This window comes from Baekduia alba, assembly GCF_028416635.1.
Taxonomy (GTDB): Bacteria; Actinomycetota; Thermoleophilia; order Solirubrobacterales; family Solirubrobacteraceae; genus Baekduia; species Baekduia alba.
Genome location: NZ_CP114013.1, coordinates 2,863,100 through 2,883,881, shown reverse-complemented (window position 1 = coordinate 2,883,881; position 20,782 = coordinate 2,863,100). Strand labels below are relative to the sequence as shown.

At 74.3% G+C, this 20,782-nt stretch carries 27 protein-coding genes and 1 riboswitch; of the genes, 16 read left to right on the top strand and 11 right to left on the bottom strand.

Annotated features, from left to right (window positions below; all coding sequences use genetic code 11):
* Window positions 1-19: 19 nt before the first annotated feature.
* The 4 genes from DSM104299_RS14495 to DSM104299_RS14480 are packed head-to-tail and all read right to left on the bottom strand — an operon-like array spanning window position 20 to window position 2,875.
* Window positions 20-982, bottom strand: coding sequence for an HAD-IIA family hydrolase (locus tag DSM104299_RS14495; RefSeq protein WP_272478026.1), 963 nt, complete (start codon window positions 980-982; stop codon window positions 20-22).
* On the bottom strand, window positions 979-1,476 hold the full coding sequence (locus tag DSM104299_RS14490) for a GNAT family N-acetyltransferase (RefSeq protein ID WP_272478025.1): 498 nt from the start codon (window positions 1,474-1,476) through the stop codon (window positions 979-981). Before DSM104299_RS14490 ends, DSM104299_RS14495 begins: the two co-directional genes overlap by 4 nt.
* A 39-nt stretch (window positions 1,477-1,515) precedes the next feature.
* Window positions 1,516-2,250 carry an SOS response-associated peptidase gene (locus DSM104299_RS14485; RefSeq protein WP_272478024.1) on the bottom strand — a complete coding sequence of 245 codons (735 nt, stop codon included), beginning with the start codon at window positions 2,248-2,250 and terminating at the stop codon, window positions 1,516-1,518.
* Window positions 2,251-2,260: 10 nt separating this feature from the next.
* Entirely contained in the window at window positions 2,261-2,875 is a 615-nt protein-coding gene (locus tag DSM104299_RS14480; protein ID WP_272478023.1) for a hypothetical protein, read from the bottom strand.
* A 68-nt stretch (window positions 2,876-2,943) separates the two neighbouring features.
* Here DSM104299_RS14480 and DSM104299_RS14475 point away from each other — a divergent pair, with 68 nt between their 5' ends.
* Window positions 2,944-3,339, top strand: coding sequence for a hypothetical protein (locus DSM104299_RS14475; RefSeq protein ID WP_272478022.1), 396 nt, complete (start codon window positions 2,944-2,946; stop codon window positions 3,337-3,339).
* Between the two features lie 4 nt (window positions 3,340-3,343).
* Here DSM104299_RS14475 and DSM104299_RS14470 read toward each other — a convergent pair whose 3' ends face one another.
* Complete coding sequence (locus DSM104299_RS14470; protein WP_272478021.1) at window positions 3,344-4,168, bottom strand: hypothetical protein; 825 nt, start codon at window positions 4,166-4,168, stop codon at window positions 3,344-3,346.
* 50 nt (window positions 4,169-4,218) lie between these two features.
* Here DSM104299_RS14470 and DSM104299_RS14465 point away from each other — a divergent pair, with 50 nt between their 5' ends.
* From DSM104299_RS14465 to DSM104299_RS14435, 7 genes are all read left to right on the top strand, one after another.
* On the top strand, window positions 4,219-4,827 hold the full coding sequence (locus DSM104299_RS14465; protein ID WP_272478020.1) for a CGNR zinc finger domain-containing protein: 609 nt from the start codon (window positions 4,219-4,221) through the stop codon (window positions 4,825-4,827).
* Between the two features lie 138 nt (window positions 4,828-4,965).
* Window positions 4,966-5,745: a phosphodiester glycosidase family protein gene (locus tag DSM104299_RS14460; RefSeq protein ID WP_272478019.1), complete on the top strand. Its 780-nt coding sequence runs from the start codon at window positions 4,966-4,968 to the stop codon at window positions 5,743-5,745.
* Between the two features lie 52 nt (window positions 5,746-5,797).
* Window positions 5,798-7,135, top strand: coding sequence for a glycosyltransferase family 4 protein (locus DSM104299_RS14455; protein WP_272478094.1), 1,338 nt, complete (start codon window positions 5,798-5,800; stop codon window positions 7,133-7,135).
* Window positions 7,132-8,901, top strand: a complete 1,770-nt coding sequence (locus tag DSM104299_RS14450; RefSeq protein WP_272478018.1) for an ABC transporter ATP-binding protein — start codon at window positions 7,132-7,134, stop codon at window positions 8,899-8,901. The genes DSM104299_RS14455 and DSM104299_RS14450 overlap by 4 nt, the downstream gene beginning before the upstream one ends.
* Window positions 8,898-9,512: a hypothetical protein gene (locus DSM104299_RS14445; protein ID WP_272478017.1), complete on the top strand. Its 615-nt coding sequence runs from the start codon at window positions 8,898-8,900 to the stop codon at window positions 9,510-9,512. Before DSM104299_RS14450 ends, DSM104299_RS14445 begins: the two co-directional genes overlap by 4 nt.
* 125 nt (window positions 9,513-9,637) lie before the next feature.
* A complete protein-coding gene (locus DSM104299_RS14440) occupies window positions 9,638-9,943 on the top strand; it encodes a hypothetical protein (RefSeq protein ID WP_272478016.1) in 306 nt (101 codons plus the stop codon).
* A gap of 198 nt (window positions 9,944-10,141) precedes the next feature.
* Window positions 10,142-10,747 (top strand): CAP domain-containing protein, encoded by a 606-nt coding sequence (locus DSM104299_RS14435; protein ID WP_272478015.1) that lies wholly within the window; start codon window positions 10,142-10,144, stop codon window positions 10,745-10,747.
* 3 nt (window positions 10,748-10,750) lie between these two features.
* Here the strand turns inward: DSM104299_RS14435 and DSM104299_RS14430 are convergent, their stop codons facing one another.
* The 3 genes from DSM104299_RS14430 to DSM104299_RS14420 are packed head-to-tail and all read right to left on the bottom strand — an operon-like array spanning window position 10,751 to window position 12,108.
* Complete coding sequence (locus DSM104299_RS14430; protein WP_272478014.1) at window positions 10,751-11,035, bottom strand: DUF2277 domain-containing protein; 285 nt, start codon at window positions 11,033-11,035, stop codon at window positions 10,751-10,753.
* Window positions 11,036-11,057: 22 nt separating this feature from the next.
* A complete protein-coding gene (locus DSM104299_RS14425) occupies window positions 11,058-11,252 on the bottom strand; it encodes a hypothetical protein (RefSeq protein WP_272478013.1) in 195 nt (64 codons plus the stop codon).
* 16 nt (window positions 11,253-11,268) lie between these two features.
* A complete protein-coding gene (locus DSM104299_RS14420) occupies window positions 11,269-12,108 on the bottom strand; it encodes a helix-turn-helix transcriptional regulator (RefSeq protein ID WP_272478012.1) in 840 nt (279 codons plus the stop codon).
* A gap of 104 nt (window positions 12,109-12,212) precedes the next feature.
* On the opposite strand from DSM104299_RS14420, the gene DSM104299_RS14415 reads away from it, so the two are divergent.
* A complete protein-coding gene (locus DSM104299_RS14415) occupies window positions 12,213-12,908 on the top strand; it encodes an SDR family NAD(P)-dependent oxidoreductase (protein WP_272478011.1) in 696 nt (231 codons plus the stop codon).
* 16 nt (window positions 12,909-12,924) lie between these two features.
* Here the strand turns inward: DSM104299_RS14415 and DSM104299_RS14410 are convergent, their stop codons facing one another.
* Window positions 12,925-13,839: an NlpC/P60 family protein gene (locus tag DSM104299_RS14410; protein ID WP_272478010.1), complete on the bottom strand. Its 915-nt coding sequence runs from the start codon at window positions 13,837-13,839 to the stop codon at window positions 12,925-12,927.
* 9 nt (window positions 13,840-13,848) lie between these two features.
* Window positions 13,849-13,981: riboswitch (cyclic di-AMP (ydaO/yuaA leader) on the bottom strand.
* A 116-nt stretch (window positions 13,982-14,097) separates the two neighbouring features.
* On the opposite strand from DSM104299_RS14410, the gene DSM104299_RS14405 reads away from it, so the two are divergent.
* Window positions 14,098-15,156: a sigma-70 family RNA polymerase sigma factor gene (locus tag DSM104299_RS14405; RefSeq protein ID WP_272478009.1), complete on the top strand. Its 1,059-nt coding sequence runs from the start codon at window positions 14,098-14,100 to the stop codon at window positions 15,154-15,156.
* Window positions 15,157-15,535: 379 nt separating this feature from the next.
* Window positions 15,536-15,739, top strand: coding sequence for a cold-shock protein (locus DSM104299_RS14400; RefSeq protein WP_272478008.1), 204 nt, complete (start codon window positions 15,536-15,538; stop codon window positions 15,737-15,739).
* A gap of 28 nt (window positions 15,740-15,767) precedes the next feature.
* Here DSM104299_RS14400 and DSM104299_RS14395 read toward each other — a convergent pair whose 3' ends face one another.
* Window positions 15,768-16,193, bottom strand: coding sequence for a cupin domain-containing protein (locus DSM104299_RS14395; RefSeq protein ID WP_272478007.1), 426 nt, complete (start codon window positions 16,191-16,193; stop codon window positions 15,768-15,770).
* Window positions 16,194-16,320: 127 nt separating this feature from the next.
* Here DSM104299_RS14395 and DSM104299_RS14390 point away from each other — a divergent pair, with 127 nt between their 5' ends.
* Genes DSM104299_RS14390 through DSM104299_RS14370 form a run of 5 tightly spaced genes read left to right on the top strand, consistent with a single transcriptional unit; the run spans window position 16,321 to window position 19,195 of the window.
* Window positions 16,321-16,992 (top strand): YceI family protein, encoded by a 672-nt coding sequence (locus DSM104299_RS14390; protein ID WP_272478006.1) that lies wholly within the window; start codon window positions 16,321-16,323, stop codon window positions 16,990-16,992.
* A gap of 23 nt (window positions 16,993-17,015) precedes the next feature.
* The gene (locus tag DSM104299_RS14385) at window positions 17,016-17,444 is read left to right on the top strand and encodes a hypothetical protein (protein WP_272478005.1); all 429 of its coding nucleotides are present in this window, start codon (window positions 17,016-17,018) and stop codon (window positions 17,442-17,444) included.
* Window positions 17,445-17,496: 52 nt separating this feature from the next.
* Window positions 17,497-18,036, top strand: coding sequence for a ribonuclease H family protein (locus tag DSM104299_RS14380; RefSeq protein WP_272478004.1), 540 nt, complete (start codon window positions 17,497-17,499; stop codon window positions 18,034-18,036).
* Between the two features lie 30 nt (window positions 18,037-18,066).
* The gene (locus DSM104299_RS14375; RefSeq protein ID WP_272478003.1) at window positions 18,067-18,342 is read left to right on the top strand and encodes a DUF7218 family protein; all 276 of its coding nucleotides are present in this window, start codon (window positions 18,067-18,069) and stop codon (window positions 18,340-18,342) included.
* A 49-nt stretch (window positions 18,343-18,391) separates the two neighbouring features.
* Window positions 18,392-19,195: a helix-turn-helix domain-containing protein gene (locus DSM104299_RS14370; RefSeq protein WP_272478002.1), complete on the top strand. Its 804-nt coding sequence runs from the start codon at window positions 18,392-18,394 to the stop codon at window positions 19,193-19,195.
* Window positions 19,196-19,294: 99 nt separating this feature from the next.
* On the opposite strand, the gene DSM104299_RS14365 is transcribed toward DSM104299_RS14370, so the two are convergent.
* Window positions 19,295-20,722 carry an NAD(P)/FAD-dependent oxidoreductase gene (locus tag DSM104299_RS14365; protein ID WP_272478001.1) on the bottom strand — a complete coding sequence of 476 codons (1,428 nt, stop codon included), beginning with the start codon at window positions 20,720-20,722 and terminating at the stop codon, window positions 19,295-19,297.
* Window positions 20,723-20,782: the final 60 nt, after the last annotated feature.

The window sequence follows — 20,782 nt, the reverse complement described above, 5'->3', positions numbered from 1 at the left end:
CGCCTCGACGGTCGAACGCTCAACAGGCTCCCAGGACCAGCTCGGCCAGCGAGGCGGCGATGGCGACGGGCGCCGGGTCGGTCGCGGCGCGGGCCTCGTGCTCGGTGGTGGCGCCCGTGAGCACGATCGCGGCGTCGAGGCCGGCGGCGTGCGCGCCGGCGAGGTCGGCGTCGAGCCGGTCGCCTACGACGAGGGCCTTCGGCCCCGAGGACGCGTGAGGCTCGGGGCCGTCCGGCTCCGGCGCCTCGGGCTCGGGGGTCGGCGCGCCGGCGCCGGGCGCCGCGGCCAGCCGCTCGGCCGCCGTCGGCTCGCGCGGCGGGAGGTCGGGCGCGCCTCCGGGCTGCGGCACGAACCCGGCGTCCAGCCGCTCCAGCGCCGTCCAGAACGGCTGCGCCGCCGGCTTGCCGAGGTTGATCGCCGTCGCGCCCGTCGCGGCCTCGACCGCGGCGATGGCCGCGCCGGTCCCGGGCCAGGGCCCGTCGGGCATCGGGAAGATCGGGTCGCGCCCCGCGCAGACCAGCTCGGCGCCGGCGAGCACGGCCTGCACCGCGTCGCGCAGCTCGTCGTAGCCGAACGCGTCGTGCGCGGCGACGACCACCACGTCGGGCGGCGGCACGTCGCGGCCGTTGACGACCTTCAGCCCGGCGTCGAGCACGTGGCGGTGCATGACCGGCGCGCCCACGACGTAGGCGGTGCGCCAGCGCTCGGTCTCGGCCAGCACGTGCTGGATCGCGCCGCCGACGGTCACGACCTCCTCCAGCGACGCCTGCAGCCCCAGCGCCCACAACTTGCGCACGTACTCCTCGCCGGAGCGGCGCCCGTCGTTGGTCACGAACGCGACGCCCTTGCCGGCGGCGCGCAGCGCGGCGACCGCGTCGACAGCGCCGGGCACGGCCTCCTCGCCGACGTAGACGACGCCGTCGAGGTCGAGCAGCACGTAGGCGTACTCGGCGACCAGCTCGGAGAGCGCGAGCGAGCTCACGTCGCGTGGATCTCGTACACCTTGCGGTCGCCCTCGTCGGCGACCACCAGCATCCCGGCGCCGAGCAGCACGCGCTGCGAGGCCAGGTTCACCAGGTCGGTGTCGGCATGGACCGACCGGACCTCGGGCTGCGCGAGCGCCCACGCCAGCACCGCGCGCAGCGCCTCGACCGCGTAGCCGCGCCGGCGCGCGGCCGGCACGATGCCGAAGCCGACGCTCACCTCGCCCAGCTCGTCGGGCGGCGCGTGGAAGCCGATGTCGCCGACGACGACGTCGACGCCGTCCTCGCGCAGGAGCACCTGGTAGTGGCAGAACCCGCCGCGGTCGACCGCGCGGTCGACCAGCTCCGCCTGCATCGCGACGGCGACCAGCGTCCCGTCCAGCGGATAGCCCTCCGCCCACGTCTGCCCCCGCAGCGGACGGCCCTCGAGCAGCTCGCGCATCTCGGCCGGCGCGAGGGGCCGGAGGCGCAGTCGAGGGGTCGTCAGGTCCACGGAGGACGACCCTAGCCGACCGCTCGGAGCCCGCCTGCGTCAGAACAGGCTGAGCGCGTCGCCCTCGCCCTCGGCGTCCCCGGGCGGGGCGTCGTCGAGGCAGTCGGGCTCGTCGTGACGGGCGTCGCTGACGGCCGGCCCGACCGCGCGCCGGGCGGTCAGCGCGCCGGGCAGCGGCACGAGCAGGTCCTGCAGGAGCTCCGGCGGCGTCCCGTGCTCCAGCCACGCCTCCTCCGCGCCCTGGTCGGGCAGCATCACGGGCATCCGGTCGTGGATGTCGCGCAGCTTGTCGTTGGCGTCGGTGGTGATGATCGTGCAGGTGCGCAACGCCTCGTCGCCGGCGCCGTGCCAGCTCGCCCACAGCCCGGCGAAGGCGAACGGCGCGCCGTCGGCGCGGGTGATGTGGAACGGCCGCTTGCGGGACCTGGACCCACCCACCCCGGCCGTCCGCGGCTGCCACTCGTAGAAGCCGTCGGCGACGACCAGGCAGCGGTGGGTCTTCAAGGCATCGCGGAACGCGGGCTTCTCGGCGACCGTCTCGGCCCGCGCGTTGATCATCTTGTAGCCGACCTTGGGGTCCTTGGCCCAGAACGGCACGAGGCCCCAGCGCAGCAGCTCGCCGCGCGGCTCGCCGTCCTTGGTCGTCGTGACCGTCACGACGTCGTCGCCCGGCGCGATGTTGAACCGCTGCCGGAGCTCGAGCGACTCGCCGAGGCCGAAGCGGCCCCGCATGTCGCTCATGGCCGGCGTCGCCAGCGAGTACCGCCCGCACATGGCCTACAGGCTACGAGCCGGGACCCGCGGCTCTCGTCGCCGCGGCGCGGGCCTGGCGGCGCCGGCCGAGCAGCGCGAGCACGACCAGCGCGACGATGACGATCAGGATCCCGAGCCAGACCGACACCAGCAGGCTGACCCCGCCGAACGGCAGGGCGAGGACCTGGGCGATCCCGGTCCCGACCAGGATCAGCGCGACGATCAGGCCGACGATGATGGCGATGCCACGGACGCGCGCGACCATGCCGGCCGACGCGGGCGGCGCGACGATGCCCATGAAGCGCAGGAGCAGCAGCTGGCGCGAGGACGGCGGCGCCTGGCCGAGGCGCTCGACCGCGGCCTTCAGGTCGTCCGGACGGCGCTCGGCCAGCGCGAGCGACGCGTCGGCCATCCGCCTGAGCGCCATCCGCTCCTGCGGACGGGCGGCGGCGAGCGCCTTGCGGAAGTGCTCGCGCGACGCCTTGGCGTCGTAGCGCTCGGCGGCGCGCGCGCCCAGGATCGCCTGTGCGGCGGCCTTGAACTTCTGCTCGCGCTCGAGCTCCTCGTCGGAGCGGGTCTCGAGCTGCTGCATCGCGGCCAGGCCGCCCTGCTGCTGCATCCGGATCTGTCGCTGCTTGGGCGGCATGTCGCCATGCAGCCTACCGGCACCGGTCGCTGCCCACCGCCTCGCCGAACCGTGGGAGGATGCGCTCGATGCCTCGCCGGTTCACGCTCCTCATCTGCCTGGTCGCCGCGCTCGCCGTCCCGGTCGGGATCGCGCACGCGCAGAGCTCGCCGTTCGCGCCGCTGCCGCCCGCGGCGACGACGCCGGACGCGGAGCCGACGGTCACCTCGGCGACCTCGACGACCTCTGACGACGGCGGTCTGAAGAGCTGGCAGCAGATCCTGATCTTCGCCGGCGGCGGCATCCTGCTGCTCGGCATCGCCTGGGCGATCGTCACCGACGCGCGCAGCCACGCGCCGGTCAAGGACGACACCGAGGAGCAGCACGAGTCCCGCCTGCGCAAGGAAGAGGACATCAAGCGCCGCAAGGCCAAGAACCGCGCCGCGACCAAGCGCTCGCGCCAGGCGCGCAAGCGCAACCGCTAGCGGCTCAGCCCGCGGTCTCCGAGACGTCGTCGGACGTCTCGTTCTGCTCGCCCGGCATCGCCGCGTAGCCGCTCCCGAGCGCCTTGCCCTTGGCGGCCAGGCACGAGCGGTCCAGCCGGACGAAGACCAGCGCGACGCCGGCCTCGCCCTGGGCGGGCGTGTTCCGGCACCATGTGTAGGTGTAGGTCTTGAAGTTCAGCGCGGCGACGAAGGCGTGGCCGAGGTCGGCGACCTTCTCGCCCTCCTGCGCGATGACCGCGTGCTTGATCGCCACGCAGTCGTAGCGGCCGACGTCCTTGGCCAGGACGCGGTCGTCGGGGATCGCGTTGCGGGCCTTGAGGATCGGCCCGCACTCGGTGTGCGTGATCGGCCCGTCGAGCTCGCCGGCGGCGGCGCGCGCCCGCGCGTCGGCGGTGATGCGGCGCTCGACCGCGCCGACCAGCGCCTTGCGCGCGGCCAGCCGCTGCCCGTCGGAGGCGCCCGCCGGCGGCCTGAGCTCAGGGGCCGCGCCGCGGTGGGGGGCCTGGATGCGGGTGAGCTTGACGCGCAGCGCCGCGACGAGCTTGCCCTGCTGGGTCTTCTGGCGCGCGTTGCGGTCGTCGCGGTCGCTGAGCGCGAAGACCGTCCCGACGCCGCCGAGGACGATCAGGACGGCCAGCGCGCCGACCACGACGGCGAGCCGCCGCCGCTTCTGGTTGCGGTTGCGGGCGTAGTACGAGGTCTGGCAGAACGGGCAGCGCTCGTACCGCGTCCGGCCCTCGCGACCGCAGTTGGGACAGGTCCGGAGGGGAGGGAGGTCAGGTGCGTCGGGTGGTGCGTCCTCGATCACGGCCTAACCAGCGTAGACAGCATGGGTGGTTTTGCGCAAGTATCCCGTGGGTGGATCCCTTCGATCCCGGACGCCAACCCTCGGGTCGCACGCCCGCGCCCGGCCGCCTCGGCCTGGTGCAGGCCTTCGCGAACTCGTTCTGGGACCTCCAAGCCGGCGGCGCCGACGAATGGGGCGACGCGGCCGCGTACGGGCGATGGCTGGACGCGCGCGGGTTCGACGGCCGCGAGGCCTCTGAGGCGGACCGCGCGCAGGCCATCGCCCTGCGCGAGGCGCTGCGCCGCATGGCCCTGACCCACCACGACGCGCCCGACGCGCAGCCGGTCGCGGGCGACCTCGCGATCCTCGACGAGGTGGCGCAGCGGGCGCCGCTGCGCCTGCGGTTCGGGCGCGGGGCGGGATCCCCGCCGTGCCACGTCGCCGTCGGCGACGGCCCCGACGCGGCGCTCGCGCTCGTGCTCGGCGTCGTGGCCGAGGCGATGGGCGACGGGCGCTGGAGCAGGTTGAAGGCGTGCCCGGGGCCGCACTGCGGCTGGCTGTTCTACGACGGCTCGCGCAACCGCTCGCGCCAGTGGTGCTCGATGCAGATCTGCGGCAACCGGGTCAAGGGCCGCGAGTTCCGGGCCCGGCAGCGGCGCGACCGCGTGCACGAGACCTGAGCCCGCCGACGGCGTACCTAGTCTTCCGAAGGGCGCGGGAGGCGAGCGGCGAACTCATGCTTTGCGGTCTCCCGTCGACCGTCGTCACAAGACCTTCACGCGAACCTCACTCGCCACGCCGATCCTGTGCCCCGCGCCATGGCCTCCCTGCCTCGCCTGACGCCGCTGCTCGCGCCGCAGCCCAAGCTGCGCCACCTCCGGCGCGAGCGGCTGCGCCTGCCCGACGGCGAGCGGACCACGCTCTACGTCGCGCGCTACGACCTGCGCCGCTTCGAGCTGCGCGTCGTGCGCCTGGCGCAGCCGGCGCCGCTCGAGGTCTACTGCCGGGCCAACGGCTTCGACGAGGCGCTCGTCGGCGGCTTCTACGAGCGTCCGGACCTCGTCCCGCTCGGGGCGCTGCGCACCGGCGGCGTCGAGCGTCGCCACGTGCCCTTCGCCGCGCCGTTCGACGACGTGCGCGCGTGCCTGAGCATCGACGGCGCCGACATCGCGATCGCCCGGCGCCACGAGCTGCCCGCGTCGCTGCGCGGCGACTTGCTCCAGGCCGGGCCGCTGCTCGTGCGCGGCGGCGCCCCGGTCCGCGGCGACCGCGAGGGCTTCTCGGCCGGCTCGCACCAGTTCGACTCCGACATCACCGCGGGCCGCCATCCGCGCGCCGCGATCGGCGTGACGCGTCGCGGCGAGGCGCTGGCGGTCGCGTGCGACGGCCGGGCCGACGACGAGGCCGGGCTGACGATGGGCGAGCTGGCCGAGGCGATGGCCGCCCTGGGCGCCGTGCAGGCGATGAACCTCGACGGCGGCGGCTCGACGTCGCTGGTCTGCGGCGGGCGGCTGCGCAACGTGCCGCGCGAGGCGCACGGGATCGCGCTGCCCGGCGGGCGCACGGTGCCGACGGCGATCGTCTTCCGCCGCCGATAGTCATCCTTCCGGAGTTTCATATAACAGAGGTGTGCGCGTCCTCTCCGGTCTGATGTTCTTCCCGCGTGGCGGATCTGCGCACGTGACCCGCGCCCTGGCCCACGAGCTGCCCGCGCACGGCTGGGACGTCACGCTCGTCACCGGGTCGCGCGCCAGCGGCCACGGCGACGCGCGGCGGTTCTTCGAGGACCTCGACATCCGGCCCGTGGACTTCGACGCCGGCTACGCGCCGATGCACCCGTCCTTCGAGGACCGGCCCGGCGCGCACGACCGGGTCTTCGCGGCGATCGACGACGCCGGCTTCGAGGCGCACGTGGCCGCCTGGTCGCGCGTGTTCGACGACGCCGGCGCCGCCGACCACGACGTCCTGCACCTCCATCACCTCACGCCGCTGCACGAGGCGGCCGCGCGCGTCGCGCCCGACGTCCCGGTCGTCACGCACCTGCACGGCACCGAGCTGCTGATGCTGGAGGAGATCGCCGACGGCGCCCCGTGGCCCTACGCCCAGGCGTGGGTGCGCCGCATGCGCCGCTGGGCGCAGCGCTCCGAGCGGCTGCTGGTGCTGTCGCCGTCGCAGGTCGACCGGGCCGTGGACCTGCTCGGGATCGACCCGGAGCGCTGCGTCGTCAGCCCCAACGGCTTCGACCCCGAGCGCTTCGACCGCCTGCCGGTCGACCGCGCCGCGCACTGGCGCGCGCACCTCGTCGACGCGCCGCGCGGCTGGGCGCCGGGCGCAGACGAGGGCAGCATCTCCTACACCTTGGACGACATCGCGCCGCTGACCGGCGGCGGGCCGGTCGCGATCTGCGTCAGCCGGTTCACGGCCGTCAAGCGCCTGGGGCTGCTGGTCCGCGCCTGGGCGCGCGCGCAGCAGGCGGGCGACCTGCCGGCCGACGCGTCGCTCGTGCTGCTCGGCGGCTACCCCGGCGAGTGGGAGGGCGAGCATCCCGCCGACGCCGTCGCCGCCTCGGGCGCGCGCAACGTCTTCCTCGGCGGCTGGCACGACCACCAGGGCCTGCCGTCGTTCCTATCGACCGCCGACGTCTTCGTCCTCGCCTCCGTGCGCGAGCAGTTCGGCTCGGTGCTCGTCGAGGCCATGGCCTGCGGGCTGCCGGCGATCGCCGTCGACCGCTTCGGCCCGGCGGACATCGTGCACGACGGCGTCACCGGCTGGCTCGTCGAGCCCGACGACGAGGCGCAGCTGGCCGCGGCGCTCGCGGGCGCGATCGCCGACCCGGTCGAGCGGCGCCGGCGCGGTCGCCGCGCCTGGCGCGACGCGCATGAGCGCTTCTCGTGGCCGTCGCTGGCGGGCGACCTGGCGCTCGTGCTCGACGAGGTCGCCGGCGGGGTCGCCGACGGTCGGCTGACGGCCAGGACGCCCACGGCGTGAACGACGCAGAGGCGTCGCGCCGCGCCGAGCTGCGCCGCACCGGCGCGCTCTTCAAGCCCTACAAGGCCCGCCTCAGCGCGGTCCTGGCGCTGATCGCGCTGAGCGCGGGGATCAGCCTCATCTCGCCGTTCCTGCTGCGCGCGGTGCTCGACACCGCGATCCCGGACGGCAACACCACCATGTTGACGTGGCTGGTGCTGGGGATGATCGCGGTCGCGATCTCGACCGGCGCGCTCGGCGTCGCCCAGACCTACCTGTCCAACATCGTGGGCCAGGAGGTCATGCACGACCTGCGGGCCGCGGTCTACCGCCACCTGCAGCGGCTGTCGCTCGCGTTCTTCACCCGCACACGCACGGGCGAGGTGCAGTCGCGGATCGCGTCGGACATCGGCGGGATCCAGAGCGTCGTGACCTCGACGGCGACGTCGATCGTCGCCAACGTCACGACGGTCCTGGCCACGATCATCGCGATGTTCGCGCTGGACTGGCGGCTGGCCGCGTTCTCGCTCGCGGTGCTGCCGTTCTTCGTGTGGATGACGCGGCGCGTCGGCGGCGAGCGGCGCAAGATCACCGCCGCCCGCCAGGGGCGCGTCGCCGACATGTCGTCCTTGGTCGAGGAGTCGCTGTCGGTGTCGGGCATCCTCCTCGGCCGGACGATGGGGCGCGGCGAGGAGCTGGCCGAGCGCTTCACCGCCGAGTCGCGCGAGCTGGCGACGCTCGAGGTCCGCTCGCGGATGGCCGGCCGCTGGCGGATGGCGAGCGTGCAGATGTCCTTCGCGATCATGCCGGCGCTGGTGTACTGGTTCGCCGGCCAGACCTCGGCGATCAGCGTCGGCACGTTGGTGGCCTTCACGACGCTCCAGACGCGGCTGCTGTTCCCGATCGGGTCGTTGTTGTCCGTGTCGGTCGACCTCCAGTCCTCGATGGCGCTCTTCCACCGGATCTTCGAGTACCTCGACCTGCCGGTCGACCTCCTCGAGGCCGACGAGCCGATCGAGCTGGGCGACGTCCGCGGCGACGTCCGGTTCGAGGGCGTGACGTTCGGCTACGACGCCGACGCGCGGCCGACGCTCGACGGCGTCGACCTCGACGTGGCGCCCGGCTCGTTCACCGCGATCGTGGGGGAGACGGGGAGCGGGAAGACGACGCTCGCCTACCTCGCCGCGCGGCTCTACGACGTCGACGCGGGCCGCGTGACGATCGACGGCGTCGACGTCCGCGACGCGTCGTTCGCGTCGCTGGCGCGCACCGTCGGGCTGGTCTCGCAGGACACCTACCTCTTCCACGCGACCGTGCGCGACAACCTGCGCTTCGCGCGGCCCGACGCGACCGACGCCGAGATCGAGGCCGCGGCGCGGGCGGCGCAGATCCACGACCTCGTCGCGCGCCTGCCCGACGGCTACGACACGATGGTCGGCGAGCGCGGCTACCGCTTCAGCGGCGGCGAGAAGCAGCGGATCGCGATCGCCCGCGTCGTCCTGCGCAACCCGCCGGTGCTGGTGCTCGACGAGGCGACGAGCGCCCTGGACACCGAGACCGAGCGCGCCGTGCAGGACGCGTTGGACCACCTGGCGGCGGGACGCACCACGATCGCGATCGCCCACCGCCTGTCGACCGTGCGCGACGCCGATCAGATCGTCGTCCTCGACGCCGGCCGGATCGTCGAGCGCGGAACCCACGAGGACCTGCTGGAGCACGGCGGTCGCTACGCGGCCCTGCAGCGCGCCCAGGGCGAGGGCCAGCGCGACTCGGAGCCGGCCGCGTGAGGCCGCGCCTCGTGGCGGTGGCGCTCCAGGCCGAGCCGGCGCCGTGGCGGGCGGCGGGGTTCGCCGTGGCCGGCGACGGGCGCTGCCGGATCGGCACGACCGACCTGGTCCTCGGCGGCGGCGACGGCGGCTTCGCGGGCTGGACCGTGAGCGACGCGATCCCGGCGCGGGACGGGCTGGACGGCGTGCCGACGACGATCGTGCCCACGTCGAGCCCGACGCCCAGCCCGCGCCATCCGAACACCGTCTCGGCGATCGACCACGTCGTCCTCGCCACGCCCGACACCGCGCGGACCTTCGAGACGCTCGAGGCCGCCGGCTTCGCGCTGCGCCGCGTGCGCGACGCGGGCCCGGAGCTGCGGCAGGGCTTCTTCCTGTTCGACGACGTCCTGCTGGAGGTCGTCGGGCCGCCCGAGCCGCGGCCCGGCACGGCCGGCGACCCCGCGCGGCTGTGGGGCGTCACGCTCGTCGCCGACGACCTCGACGCCGCGGCCGCGGGCGACCACGTCGGCGCGCCGCGCGACGCCGCCCAGCCGGGCCGGCGCATCGCGGTCGTCGACCGGGCCGCCGGCCTCGGCGTCCGCGTCGCGCTGATGTCGCCGCGAGCCTGAGACTCGCTCGACACTGACGCGCCCTGCGCGCTCCCTTACGTTCGCCCCGCGTAAGACGGCGGGCCGGGTGCGGTTGTCACCGCCAGAGACTCGACCTCCCCTCGGAGCCAGGAGCAACGATCGCCATGGGGTTCTTGAAGGACATCCGCAACCTCCAGCAGCAGGCCGAGGCCATGACGCCGCCGGCGCACCGCGTCGTCACCGGCCGCGTCGCGTCGGCGACGATCACGGCGATCCGCGACACCGGCCTCACGACCGACGACGACACCACAGTCGAGCTCGACCTGTCGGTGACCTGCGACGGCGACGCGCCCTACGCGGTCACCCACCGCCAGACGATCTCCCGCATCGCCATCGCGAGCTTCCAGCCCGGCGCGACGATCCCGGTCCGCGTGGACCTGTGGGATCGGTCGTCGCTGACCATCGGCTGAACCAGGCTCGGCCGCCGCTCTCCGCTTGACCGGGACCGGCGGCCGATAGGCGAGCGTCCCAGCTCCGCACAGCTGGGGCGCTCGTCGCCCCTTTCCGGATCGGACACCCGTCCAGATCCCTCAACCGGCGCTCACGTGCGGCCGTCCCGTCGGTCGAACCCACCCGGGATGCCACGTCTCGCTCGCAGCATCCTGCCCGTGCTCGCCGTCTTCGGCGCGCTGGCGCTGCCCGCGCCGGCCGCGCTCGCGGCGTGCGCGAACGAGGACGCGTCGGCGTCGGACGCCGCCGCCGTCCCGGCCACGCTGTGCCTGCTCAACGAGCAGCGCGCGGCGCACGGGCTCGGCGCGCTGAGCGAGTCCTCCACCTTGGATCGCGCGGCCGACGGCTACGCCGCCGACATGGTCGACCGGCGCTTCTTCGACCACGTCTCGCCCGGCGGCGGGACGATGATGGACCGCATCAAGGCGGCGGGCTGGGTCGCGACCGGGAGTTGGAGCGCGGGCGAGAACATCGCCTGGGGCTCGGGCTCGCTGGCGACGCCCGCGTCGATCGTCGACGGCTGGATGCACAGCGCCGGCCACCGCGCCAACATCCTCAACGGATCGTTCGGCCAGATCGGGATCGGCGTGGTCGAAGGCGCACCGGAGGGCGGCATCGGAGACGAGGCCGGGACCTACGTCACGGACTTCACCTCGGGCTCGGCCGCCGCGGCCAAGCGTCCCGTCGCGCGCTGCGCGAGCCGCGCCCGCGTGGCGCTCGTGGGCCACCGCGCGGCGGCCCGCCGCTGCGCGCCGCGCCGCTAGGCCCTAGCTGGCCTGCGCGGTGATCGTGTAGCGCGCCTGGGCCCGCTTGCGCGCCTTGGCCGCCTCGACCTCGCGGTCCTTCGGCGGCGCGTTGGTGACGAGCTCGGCCAGCAGCCGCTCGGTCACCTCGGTCACGGCCTCGACCGCGCGGTCGAACGCCTCGGCGTTGGCCTGCGACGGCTTCGTGAAGCCGCTGATCTTGCGGACGTACTGCAGCGCGGCGGCGCGCACCTCGTCCTCGTTCGCGGGCGGGGCGAAGTTGTGCAGGGTCCGGATGTTGCGGCACATGCCTCCAGGGTAGACGCGCCGCTCAGCGCCCGTCCAGGGCGGCGGCCAGCGTCAGGACCGTGCGCTCCTCGGCCCCGTAGGCGTCTTGGAGCGCCGCGACGTCGTCCTCGCCGAGGCCGACCGCGTCGCTGGGCAGCGGGTGTGCGGCCAGCTCGCCGCGGACGCCCGCGCCGAGGTCGTCGCCGCCGATCGCCTCGGCCAGCTGGGTCGCGCCCACGGTGGTCGCGCCGGGCTCAGGGGAAGGTCTGGAGCCCGATCGTCGCCAGCAGCGCCAGCGCGCTGGCGTCCGCCGAGCCGGGCGCGGCGGTGTAGACGATGAGGCGCAGATCGCTGCCGCGGACCGTCAGGATGTCGCAGTCCAGCGTGATCGGCCCGACCTCGGGATGGTCGATCGTCTTGCGGTCCGCGACGCGCTGGCCGACCGGCCGCCGCTCCCACAGCTCGGCGAAGCGCGGGCTGGCCGCGCGGAGGTCGCGGATCAGCGCGAGCAGCGCGGTGTCGTCCGGGTGGCGGCCGAGCGCCTCGCGCAGGTCGGCGACCGCCTCGGTGCCCATGCGCGCGTCGTCGTCGGCGTCGCGGACGAAGCGCGACGGCGCGCCGGTGAAGTGCCGCCAGGCGATGTTGCGGGCGTGCGGGCCGGACTGCTGGCTGCCGTCGCCGATCAGCGCGACGGCGAGCGGGTTGGCGGCGACGATGGTCCAGGCCGCGTCCATCACGACGACCGGGACGTCGGCGAGCCGGTCGAGCACGCGCTGGACGCCGGGCGGGATGTGGCGGTCGATGTGGCCGGCCAGCGGCGGCGCCTGGCCGGCGACGCGGAAGAGGTGGGCGCGCTCGTCGTCGCTGAGGCGCAGCGCCCGGGCCAGTGGCTCCAGCACCGACGGCGACGGGTTGGCGGCGCGGCCCTGCTCGAGGCGCGCGAGGTAGTCGACGGAGAGGCCGGCGAGGCGCGCGACCTCCTCGCGGCGCAGGCCGGGCGCGCGGCGGCGGCCGCCGGTGGGGAGGCCGACGTCGGCGGGCGCCAGGCGGTCGCGCCACGAGCGCAGGCAGCTGGCGAGCTCGCCGTGGTCCATCGTGCCTCCATGATCGCGCACCGGCGGCCACGTAGCGTCGCCCTGCCGGTCCCAGGCAACGGCGTCCCCTTTTGCCGCGCGGCGATCCGGCGCACCATGGAGGCATGACCACCACCTTGATCACGGGAGCCAACAAGGGCCTGGGCCGCGAGGCCGCGCGCCGCCTGCTGGACGCCGGCCACGACGTCTGGGTCGGGGCGCGCGACGCCGCCGCCGGCCGGGAGGCCGCCGACGCGCTCGGCGCGCGGTTCGTCGAGCTCGACGTCACCGATGACGCGAGCGTCGTGGCCGCCGTCGGCACGATCCGGGCCGCCGGCACCGGGCTGGACGTGCTGATCAACAACGCCGGGATCATCGGCCCCCGGGTGCCGGTGCCGCAGGTGCGCCCCGACGACCTCGCGCAGACCTACGCGACCAACGTGCTCGGGCTGGTCCGCGTGACCCAGGCGTTCGTGCCGTTGTTGGAGGCGTCGGACGCGCCGGTCGTCGTCAACGTCTCCAGCGGCATGGGCTCGATGACGATCACGTCCGACCCGAACCGCGTCGAGTTCGGGGTCGTCAGCCTCGGCTACCCGTCCTCGAAGGCCGCGGTCAACATGCTCACCACGCAATACGCCAAGGCCTACCCGGCGTTCCGGATCAACGCCGCCGACCCCGGCTACACCGCGACCGACCTCAACGGGCACCAGGGCCACCAGACCGTCACCGAGGGCACCGACGCGATCGTCGCGCTCGCGCAGCTGGGACCGGGCGGCCCGACCGGCACCTTCACCGATCGCAGCGGCGCCGTTCCCTGGTGAGCGGCGGAGCCGCGCCCTACAACCCCGACGGATGCCGCGCGACGTAGCCCGCGGTCGAGCGCATGCCCGGACCCCAGCGCGAGCCGCTCGACGCGCGGCCCGAGGTGTCGTAGCGGCGTCCGTCGATGACCATGAACGCGTGCCCGGGGTTCGCGTAGATCGTGATGTGGCGGCCGCGGCCCGGCTGGCCGTAGGACATCAGCTCGCCGGAGTCCATCGGGATCGACAGGCGGCCCATGCCGTGCAGGACGTAGGAGACGCTGCCCGAGCAGTCATAGCCGGAGGCCGAGAAGCTGCCGTGCCCGCCGCCGTAGACGTAGGGCTTGTACTGGATGCGGTTGGCCGCGGCGACCGCGCGGCGCAGCAGGATCACGTGGCGCGGGACCACGACGACGCCACCACCGCCGAGGTGCGCGCGCTTGAGCACCGGATGGTGCCCGTGGACGCCGAGCGCGCTCCAGGTCGACGGCCCGACCACGCCATCGGCGGTCAGCCCGTGCGCGCGCTGGAACGTGCGGACGGCGCGGGCCGTTCCGGGCCCGTAGACGCCGTCGGCGGCGACGCCGAGCCGGCGCTGCAGCAGCGACACCGAGGACCCGCGGCGCTGGACCCGCGCGCCGCCGGCCCCGGCGCTGCGCGACGCCTTCGCGCGCGATCCGTGGACCAGGCGCCAGGTGACCGTGCCGACGATCCCGTCGATGGCCAGGTGATGGCGGCGCTGGAACCGGCGGACGGCCTTGTACGTGCCCTTGCCGAAGATGCCGTCGGCGGGGGAGAGCCCGAGGTCGCGCTGCAGGACCTTGACGCGGACGCCGTGGCTGCCCTTCTTCAGCGGCTTGGCGTCGGCAGAGGCGGTGAAGGCGGCGCCGGGGACGACGAAGGTCGTCGCGGCGAGCGCGGCCAGGAGTCGGCGGGATGTGGGAACGGGCATGGTTGGAGGCGCCTGCGAGGTGAGCTGTCGGGCTCGCACCGCACAAGCGGCGCTACACGGTCGTCCGGACCGCGATTCGCCCCGGCGACCGGATCGCGGTCGCAGTGGGTCCCCCGTCCGTTCGCAAGCGAACGATTCGGCGCGCCGTCGTTCTACCAGCGAAAATCCCTGCAACCCGCAAGATCTGTTGCAATGTGTGAAAGCGCAATCCCCTGCCCACGCGCGCATCCTCCACCGCGTGGCGGGTAAGGACCCATTGTGGATCTCGACGACACGCAGCGCACGACGGTCACCGCCCTCCTCGACGCCGCCGAGGAGCAGGGCTCGCTCTGCCTCCACGACGTGGCCGCGCTCATCGCGCGCCTCGAGCTCGACGACGAGGCCCAGGGCCAGATCGAGGACGAGGCGCGCCTGCGCGGGATCGACCTGACCGACGACTGCGGCCGCGCCCACATCCCGGCCACGCACTACCTCAACGGCGACCTGGCGACCACGACGACCGACGCGCTCAGCCTGTTCCTGCGCGAGGTCCGCCGCCATCCGCTGCTGACCGCCGACGAGGAGATCGCGCTCGCCAAGCGGATCGAGAACGGCGACGAGGCCGCCAAGGAGCGGATGATCACCTCCAACCTCGCGCTCGTCGTCTCGATCGCCAAGCGCTACCCGACCGACGGGATGACGCTGCTCGACCTCATCCAGGAGGGCATCTTCGGGCTGATCCGCGCGGCCGAGAAGTTCGACTGGCGCCGCGGCTTCAAGTTCTCCACCTACGCCACCTACTGGATCCGCCAGGCGATCCAGCGCGGGATGGAGAACAAGGAGCGCACGATCCGGATCCCGACCAACGTCCTGCAGCGCGAGCGCAAGGCCGCGCGCGTGGAGAAGGAGCTGGCCGCCGAGCTGGGGCGCAAGCCGACCGACGCCGAGATCGCGGCGCGCTCCGAGATCGACCTGGAGGACATCGAGAAGCTGCGCGACATGGCCCGCACGGTCACGTCGCTGGACCGTCCGGTCGGCGATTCCGGAGAGGCCGCATTCGGCGACCTGCTGCCGTCCGACGCGCCGGCGCCGGAGGAGGAGGTCGTCGTCAGCCTGCGCGAGGCCGCGGTGCGCCACGCGCTGGGGTCGCTGCCCGAGCGCGAGCGCGCCGTCGTCGAGTTGCGCTACGGCCTCGACGGCGAGCAGGCGCCGGTCGGCATCCAGGAGATCGGGCGCCGCCTGGGCCTGCGCCAGAACGAGGTCCGCAACCTCGAGCGCCGCGCCCTCGAGCACCTGTCCACGGTGCGCGAGATCGAAGCCCTGAAGGACGCCGCGTAGGCGAGGCGGATTACGGCGCCCGGACCACGTGGGTCCGAGCGCCTCCGCCCGGTCAGAGGCCACCGTTTTTTTCTTACATCCCAGGACGAGTGTGTATGCCTGGGCGGCGTCACACTCCCGACCACCGTGGACGTGACCGCCGGTCCGAAGACCGGCGCGTTGCCACTGGCTGGGCCCCACCACGAGGGAAGGGCCCCGGTCGAGTAGGCGGCCCGCCGGAGGACACAGCCTAGCGTCCCGACCGATCGTCCAGGTAGTGCTAGCCTTTGCTCTGTACAGGCCGGGGAGCGACCTCGGCAGAGCAGTGCCCGTGTGTCCGCAGATCGTTGCCTCAGCATCCTCCGCGTAGCACCAGAGCACCGAAGTTGGAGGAAAAGCAATGGCTACTGGAACCGTGAAGTGGTTCAGCGACGAGAAGGGCTTCGGCTTCATCACGCCGGACGACGGCGGCAAGGACCTGTTCGTGCACCACTCGGCGATCAACAGCGACGGCTTCCGCTCGCTGGCCGAGGGCTCCAAGGTGTCCTACGAGGCCGAGAGCGGCCCCAAGGGCCCGAACGCGATCAACGTCTCCCAGATCTAGTCGCACCACACGGACACTGCCCGGGGCGTCACGCCCCGGGCAACGTCCCTTCCCGGTAGTCCTCCACGTCGTAGTCCGGCGTCCCCGCGTAGGCGACGTCCGATTCCGTGGTGTAGGCCTCGACCCCCGCGCCCAGCGCGACGGCCATGCGGTCGACGGGGTACTCGCAGTCCACTTCGACGCCGTCCCGACGCGCGCCGACCATCAGGATCGCGCACGGCTCGTCGCCGGTGTTGGCGAACGTGTGACGCGTCCACGCGGGGCAGTGCAGCAGGTCCCACGCGCGCAGCGTGCGCTGCTCGCCCTCGACCACCACCGTGCACGAGCCCGACAGCACCAGGAAGTCCTCCTGGCCGTCCTCGCCGTGGTACATCGTGCTGCGCTCGCCCGGCGCGACCACGTGGATGTTGAGCCCGTAGTCGCGGAACCGCGTCCCCTCCTGCTCGAACTTCACGAAGCGCCCCAGCCGGGCGCCGCCCGCCAGGGCATCTCGGTGGCGTTCACCACGAACCACGGGTCGCTCGGCGTGCCCAGGCGCGGCTGCTCGGATTCGCTCATGGGGCCAGCCTATGCTTGCGCCGATGTCGCGCGTCCGGCCCCGCACCGTCGTGCTCGCCGCCGTGGCGCTCGCCGTCCTCGCGGTCGCCGGCGGGTTCGCGTTCTTCGCGCTGAACGGCGGCGACGCGCCGGCGCCGGCGCGGGTGCCGACCTCGGTCGGCGCGGTGGCCGCGACGCCCGACGGGACCTACGCGATCGCGCGCGGCGACGACAGCTACGCCGGCTACCGCGTCGACGAGCGCTACCTCGGCGTCGGCGTGCGGACCGCGGTGGGGCGGACCGGCCTGCTCGCCGGGTCGGCGTCGGTGCGACGCGGGCGGATCGTCACGGCGCGCTTCGCCGCGCGGCTGCTCGGCTCCCTGCACAGCGACCAGGACGGCCGCGACCGCGCCCTCCAGGCGCGCGGCCTGGAGACCGCGCGGTTCCCGTCCGCGCGGTTCGCGCTCACCGGGCCCGTGGCGCTGTCGGCCCGGCCGGTGGGGGCGCGCGGGCGCCTGGAGCTGCACGGCGCGTCGGCGCCCGTCGCGGTCCGGGTGTCGGCCGCGCGGCTGGCGGGCGGCGACCTCGTCCTCGTCGGCCGCGCGCCCGTCGCGTTCGCGGACTTCGCGATCGCGCCGCCATCCGTCGCCGGCCTGGTCACCGTGCGCGACCACGGGACCCTCGAGTTCCGGTTGCGGTTGGCTCATCGGCGCTGACCGGTGTGTGGGAACATCGGGTCGTGGCCACCGAGCACCGCTCCGACGTCCGGCCCGGCGGGTGGGGCAACCGCGACTTCTACGACGAGGTCGCTCGCCCGCGCCGCCTCCTGGAGCGCGGCGCGACGTCGGCGATCGTCTGCGCCGGCGCGTTCCTGGTCATGCTGCTCGCGATCACGCACGAGAACCACGACTGCGGCCTCGCATGCTCCGACGGCGACGGCATCCTGCCCTACCAGGGCGGCCACGCGTGGACGGCCTACCAGGACGCATGGCAGTGGCAGGCGCAGTGGGTGCTGGGCATCGGGGGGCTCGTCCTCGGGCTCGCCGCGCTGGCGGCCTCGACGCGCTTCGCGCTGCGGCGCTGGACGCTCGTGCTCAACGCGCTGGCCGTGGGCTGCGCGCTCTCCTGGATCGCCTGGCGGCTGCTCGAGCCGCCGATCCCGACCTGAGCGCGCCGGCGCGACGAACCCGTCCTGCGCGCCACCTAGCATGGCCCGCCGCATGCCTTCCTCCGCACCTCCGTACCGCCGACGCCGACCCAAGGCCGCGCGCGCGCCCGAGGTCCCCGTCCAGGCGCGTCCGGGCGAGGCGCTGGTCTGGACCGACGGCGCGTGCAGCGGCAACCCGGGCCCGGGCGGCTGGGCGGCGATCGTCGTCGGCCCCGACGGCGCCGAGCCCGTGGAGCTCTCGGGCGGCGAGGGCCACACCACCAACAACCGCATGGAGTACACGGCGGCGCTGGAGGGCCTGCGGTCGCTGGCGCCCGGCGCGACGGTGTGCATCGTCACCGACTCGACGCTCCTGCTGGACTCGATGACCAAGTGGATCCACGGCTGGAAGAAGAAGGGCTGGAAGACCGCGTCGGGCCAGCCGGTCAAGAACCAGGACCTCGTCATCGCGCTGGAGGCGGAGATCGCCCGCCACGAGGACGTGCGCTGGCACTGGGTCAAGGGCCACGAGACCGGCGCCGAGCACGCGCACAAGGCCCTCAACGACCGGGCGGACCAGCTCGCGGTCGCCGCGGCGCGCGCGCACGCATAGGCGCCGCGGGGGTCCGGGTAGCCCGAAGGCATGCCCGGATCCAAGAGCCCAGGTCCCAGCGTCGAGGACGACGCGACCTACGAGGCCCTCCGCGACGACGGCGCCAGCAAGGAGAAGGCGGCCCGCATCGCCAACGCCAAGGCGGCCGGCACGAACGTGTCCAAGAAGGGCGGCCGGTCCGGCTCCTACGAGGACTGGACGGTCGTCGACCTCCAGGATCGCGCCAAGGAGCTCGACATCGACGGCCGGTCGGACATGAGCAAGGACGAGCTCATCGCCGCGCTGCGCAACCACTGGCGGCGATGACCTCCGGGGTCATCGCGGGGATCACCCGCGGGCCCATACGGTTTGTGCTGTGCCCTCTACAGCCGTCCTCTCCCCGCCGGCGCCGCCCCTCGGCGTCGGGCCCCTCCTGCGCCGCTGGCGCGACCAGCGGCGCCTCAGCCAGATGGAGCTCGCGCTCGAGGCCGCGGTCTCCACGCGCCATCTGAGCTTCGTCGAGACCGGGCGCTCCAAGCCCAGCCGCGACATGGTGGTCAGGCTCGCCGAGCACCTCGAGGTGCCGCTGCGCGAGCGCAACGAGCTGCTCCTCGCCGCCGGCTACGCGCCCGCCTACGCCGAGTCGTCGTTCGAGGACGAGGAGATGAGCCAGGTGCGCGATGCCGTCAAGCGGCTGCTGGCCGCGCACGAGCCCTACCCGGCGGTCGCGGTCGACCGCCGCTGGGAGCTGCTCGACGGCAACGCCGGCGTCGCGCTCATCACCGCCGGCGCCGCGGCGCACCTGCTCGAGCCGCCGGTCAACGCGCTGCGCCTCAGCCTGCATCCCGAGGGGATGGCGCCGCGGATCGCCAACCTGCCCGAGTGGCGGGCGCACATCCTCGGCCGGCTGCGGCGCGAGGTCGCCGCGACCCAGGACGCGCAGCTGCGTGCGCTGCTGGCCGAGTTGGAGGGCTACCCGGGTGGCGAGGAGGACGAGGGCGTGCCGAAGCCGGGCGAGATCGTCGTGCCGCTGCGGATGCGCCACGAGGCCGGCGAGCTGTCCTTCATGTCGACGATCACGACGTTCGGCACGCCGCTGGACATCACGGTCGCCGAGCTGTCGATCGAGGCGTTCTTCCCCGCCGACGACCACACCAGGGCGGTTCTCCGTGCCGCCTAGCCGCGCCTGACGGCCGCCAACCCGCTTCACGTGCCGGCGCACGCTGCCGCTGGGCCGGCGACGCCCGCCACGGCCATGCGGGCCAGAGAACCGCCCTGGCTAGCTGTCGAAGCCCAGGCCCAGCCGGTCCAGCGTGCGCAGCCACAGGCCGCGGCGGCCCTCGTGGCGGTCGGCGCGCGCCAGCTCGCGCTGCGTCAGCGCGATCACGCCGGTGCGCAGCGGCTCGGGCGGGAAGGGCACCGGCCGGCGACGCACGTACTGCAGCCGCGTGGCCTCGGTCTCGCGCCCGTCGAGCAGGTCGAGGCCGACGCGCGCGCCGAAGCGCGTCGCTGCCACGCCGAGGCCCGTGTAGCCGGTCGCGTAGGCGACGCGGCCGCCGCGCGCGGTCCCGAAGAACACGCTGAAGCGCGAGCACGTGTCGATCGCGCCGCCCCAGCGATGGGTGAAGCGCAGGCCTTCGAGCTGCGGGAAGGTCGTGAAGAAGTGCTGGGACAACGTCCCGAACGTCGGGTCGTGGTCGTCGAGGTGGGCGCCGACCGGGCCGCCGCGGCGGTAGACGGCGTCGAAGCCGCCCCACAGGATCCGGTCGTCGCCCGTCTGGCGGTAGTAGTGGAACTGGTTGCCGCCGTCGCCGATGCCCTGCCGGTTGCGCCACCCGATCGCGTCCTTCTGGGCGGCGCTCAGGGGCTCGGTGACCAACACGTAGTCGTAGACCGGGACGACGTAGTGGGCCAACCGCCCCAACAACGACGGGTAGGCGCTCGTCGCCAGCAGGACGCGCCTGGCGCGGACCGCGCCGCCCGGCGTGCCGATCGTCACGGCGGCCTTCGCCGCGGTCATGGTCGTCGCCGGCGTGTGCTCGTGGATCCGGACGCCGGCGCGCAGCGCGGCCTCGCGCAGGCCCGCGGCCAGCCGGCCCGGGTGGACGAGCGCGCCGCCGCTGCGGTCCCAGACGCCGCCGAGGTAGGTGGGGGAGGCGACTTGCGCGTGCATGGCCGCGGCGTCGAGCACGTCGACCTCGTGGCCGTAGCCGCGCAGCAGCTCGGCGTCCTCCTCGGCGGCGGCGACCTCGTGGGCCTCCAAGAGCACGCCGAGCTCGCCGGTCTCCTCGAGCTGCGCATCGATGTTGTAGGTCTTCAGATCGGCCTTGATGCCCTCGAAGTTCTCGAAGGCCAGGCGCTCCAGCGCGACCATCTCGTCCGGGAACCGCGCGAGGCCGTTGGCGAGCCCGTGGGTCAGCGACGCCACCATGAACCCGCCGTTGCGCCCGCTGGCGCCGCCGCCGGCCACGTCGGCCTCCAGCACCACGACGTCGCGCGACGGGTCGTCGGCCTTGGCGTGCAGCGCCGCCCACAGCCCGGTGAAGCCGCCGCCGACGATGCACAGGTCGGCGTCGGTGATCCCGGCCAGCGGCGCGTCGCGTGCGCGCTCGGGCAGGTCGTCGAGCCAGAACGACACCGTCTTGGCGTCCGCGTAGGCGGCGCGATGGGCCGCCGTGGGCGGCGTGGTGGGCCAGGGGCGCGGCATGCGGGCGGACCGTAGCGCGGCGGCGCGAACCCGGATGGCGCATGCGTAGGCGCGCCGTTG

What these genes read in the sequence shown, in the direction of transcription:
- DSM104299_RS14485 (WP_272478024.1), bottom strand. Translation starts at nt 2,250, where the DNA reads ATGTGCGGGCGGTACTCGCTGGCGACGCCGGCCATGAGCGACATGCGG.
- DSM104299_RS14480 (WP_272478023.1), bottom strand. Translation starts at nt 2,875, where the DNA reads ATGCCGCCCAAGCAGCGACAGATCCGGATGCAGCAGCAGGGCGGCCTG.
- DSM104299_RS14475 (WP_272478022.1), top strand. Translation starts at nt 2,944, where the DNA reads ATGCCTCGCCGGTTCACGCTCCTCATCTGCCTGGTCGCCGCGCTCGCC.
- DSM104299_RS14460 (WP_272478019.1), top strand. Translation starts at nt 4,966, where the DNA reads ATGGCCTCCCTGCCTCGCCTGACGCCGCTGCTCGCGCCGCAGCCCAAG.
- DSM104299_RS14455 (WP_272478094.1), top strand. Translation starts at nt 5,798, where the DNA reads ATGTTCTTCCCGCGTGGCGGATCTGCGCACGTGACCCGCGCCCTGGCC.
- DSM104299_RS14440 (WP_272478016.1), top strand. Translation starts at nt 9,638, where the DNA reads ATGGGGTTCTTGAAGGACATCCGCAACCTCCAGCAGCAGGCCGAGGCC.
- DSM104299_RS14430 (WP_272478014.1), bottom strand. Translation starts at nt 11,035, where the DNA reads ATGTGCCGCAACATCCGGACCCTGCACAACTTCGCCCCGCCCGCGAAC.
- DSM104299_RS14420 (WP_272478012.1), bottom strand. Translation starts at nt 12,108, where the DNA reads ATGGACCACGGCGAGCTCGCCAGCTGCCTGCGCTCGTGGCGCGACCGC.
- DSM104299_RS14415 (WP_272478011.1), top strand. Translation starts at nt 12,213, where the DNA reads ATGACCACCACCTTGATCACGGGAGCCAACAAGGGCCTGGGCCGCGAG.
- DSM104299_RS14410 (WP_272478010.1), bottom strand. Translation starts at nt 13,839, where the DNA reads ATGCCCGTTCCCACATCCCGCCGACTCCTGGCCGCGCTCGCCGCGACG.
- DSM104299_RS14400 (WP_272478008.1), top strand. Translation starts at nt 15,536, where the DNA reads ATGGCTACTGGAACCGTGAAGTGGTTCAGCGACGAGAAGGGCTTCGGC.
- DSM104299_RS14390 (WP_272478006.1), top strand. Translation starts at nt 16,321, where the DNA reads ATGTCGCGCGTCCGGCCCCGCACCGTCGTGCTCGCCGCCGTGGCGCTC.
- DSM104299_RS14380 (WP_272478004.1), top strand. Translation starts at nt 17,497, where the DNA reads ATGCCTTCCTCCGCACCTCCGTACCGCCGACGCCGACCCAAGGCCGCG.
- DSM104299_RS14375 (WP_272478003.1), top strand. Translation starts at nt 18,067, where the DNA reads ATGCCCGGATCCAAGAGCCCAGGTCCCAGCGTCGAGGACGACGCGACC.
- DSM104299_RS14365 (WP_272478001.1), bottom strand. Translation starts at nt 20,722, where the DNA reads ATGCCGCGCCCCTGGCCCACCACGCCGCCCACGGCGGCCCATCGCGCC.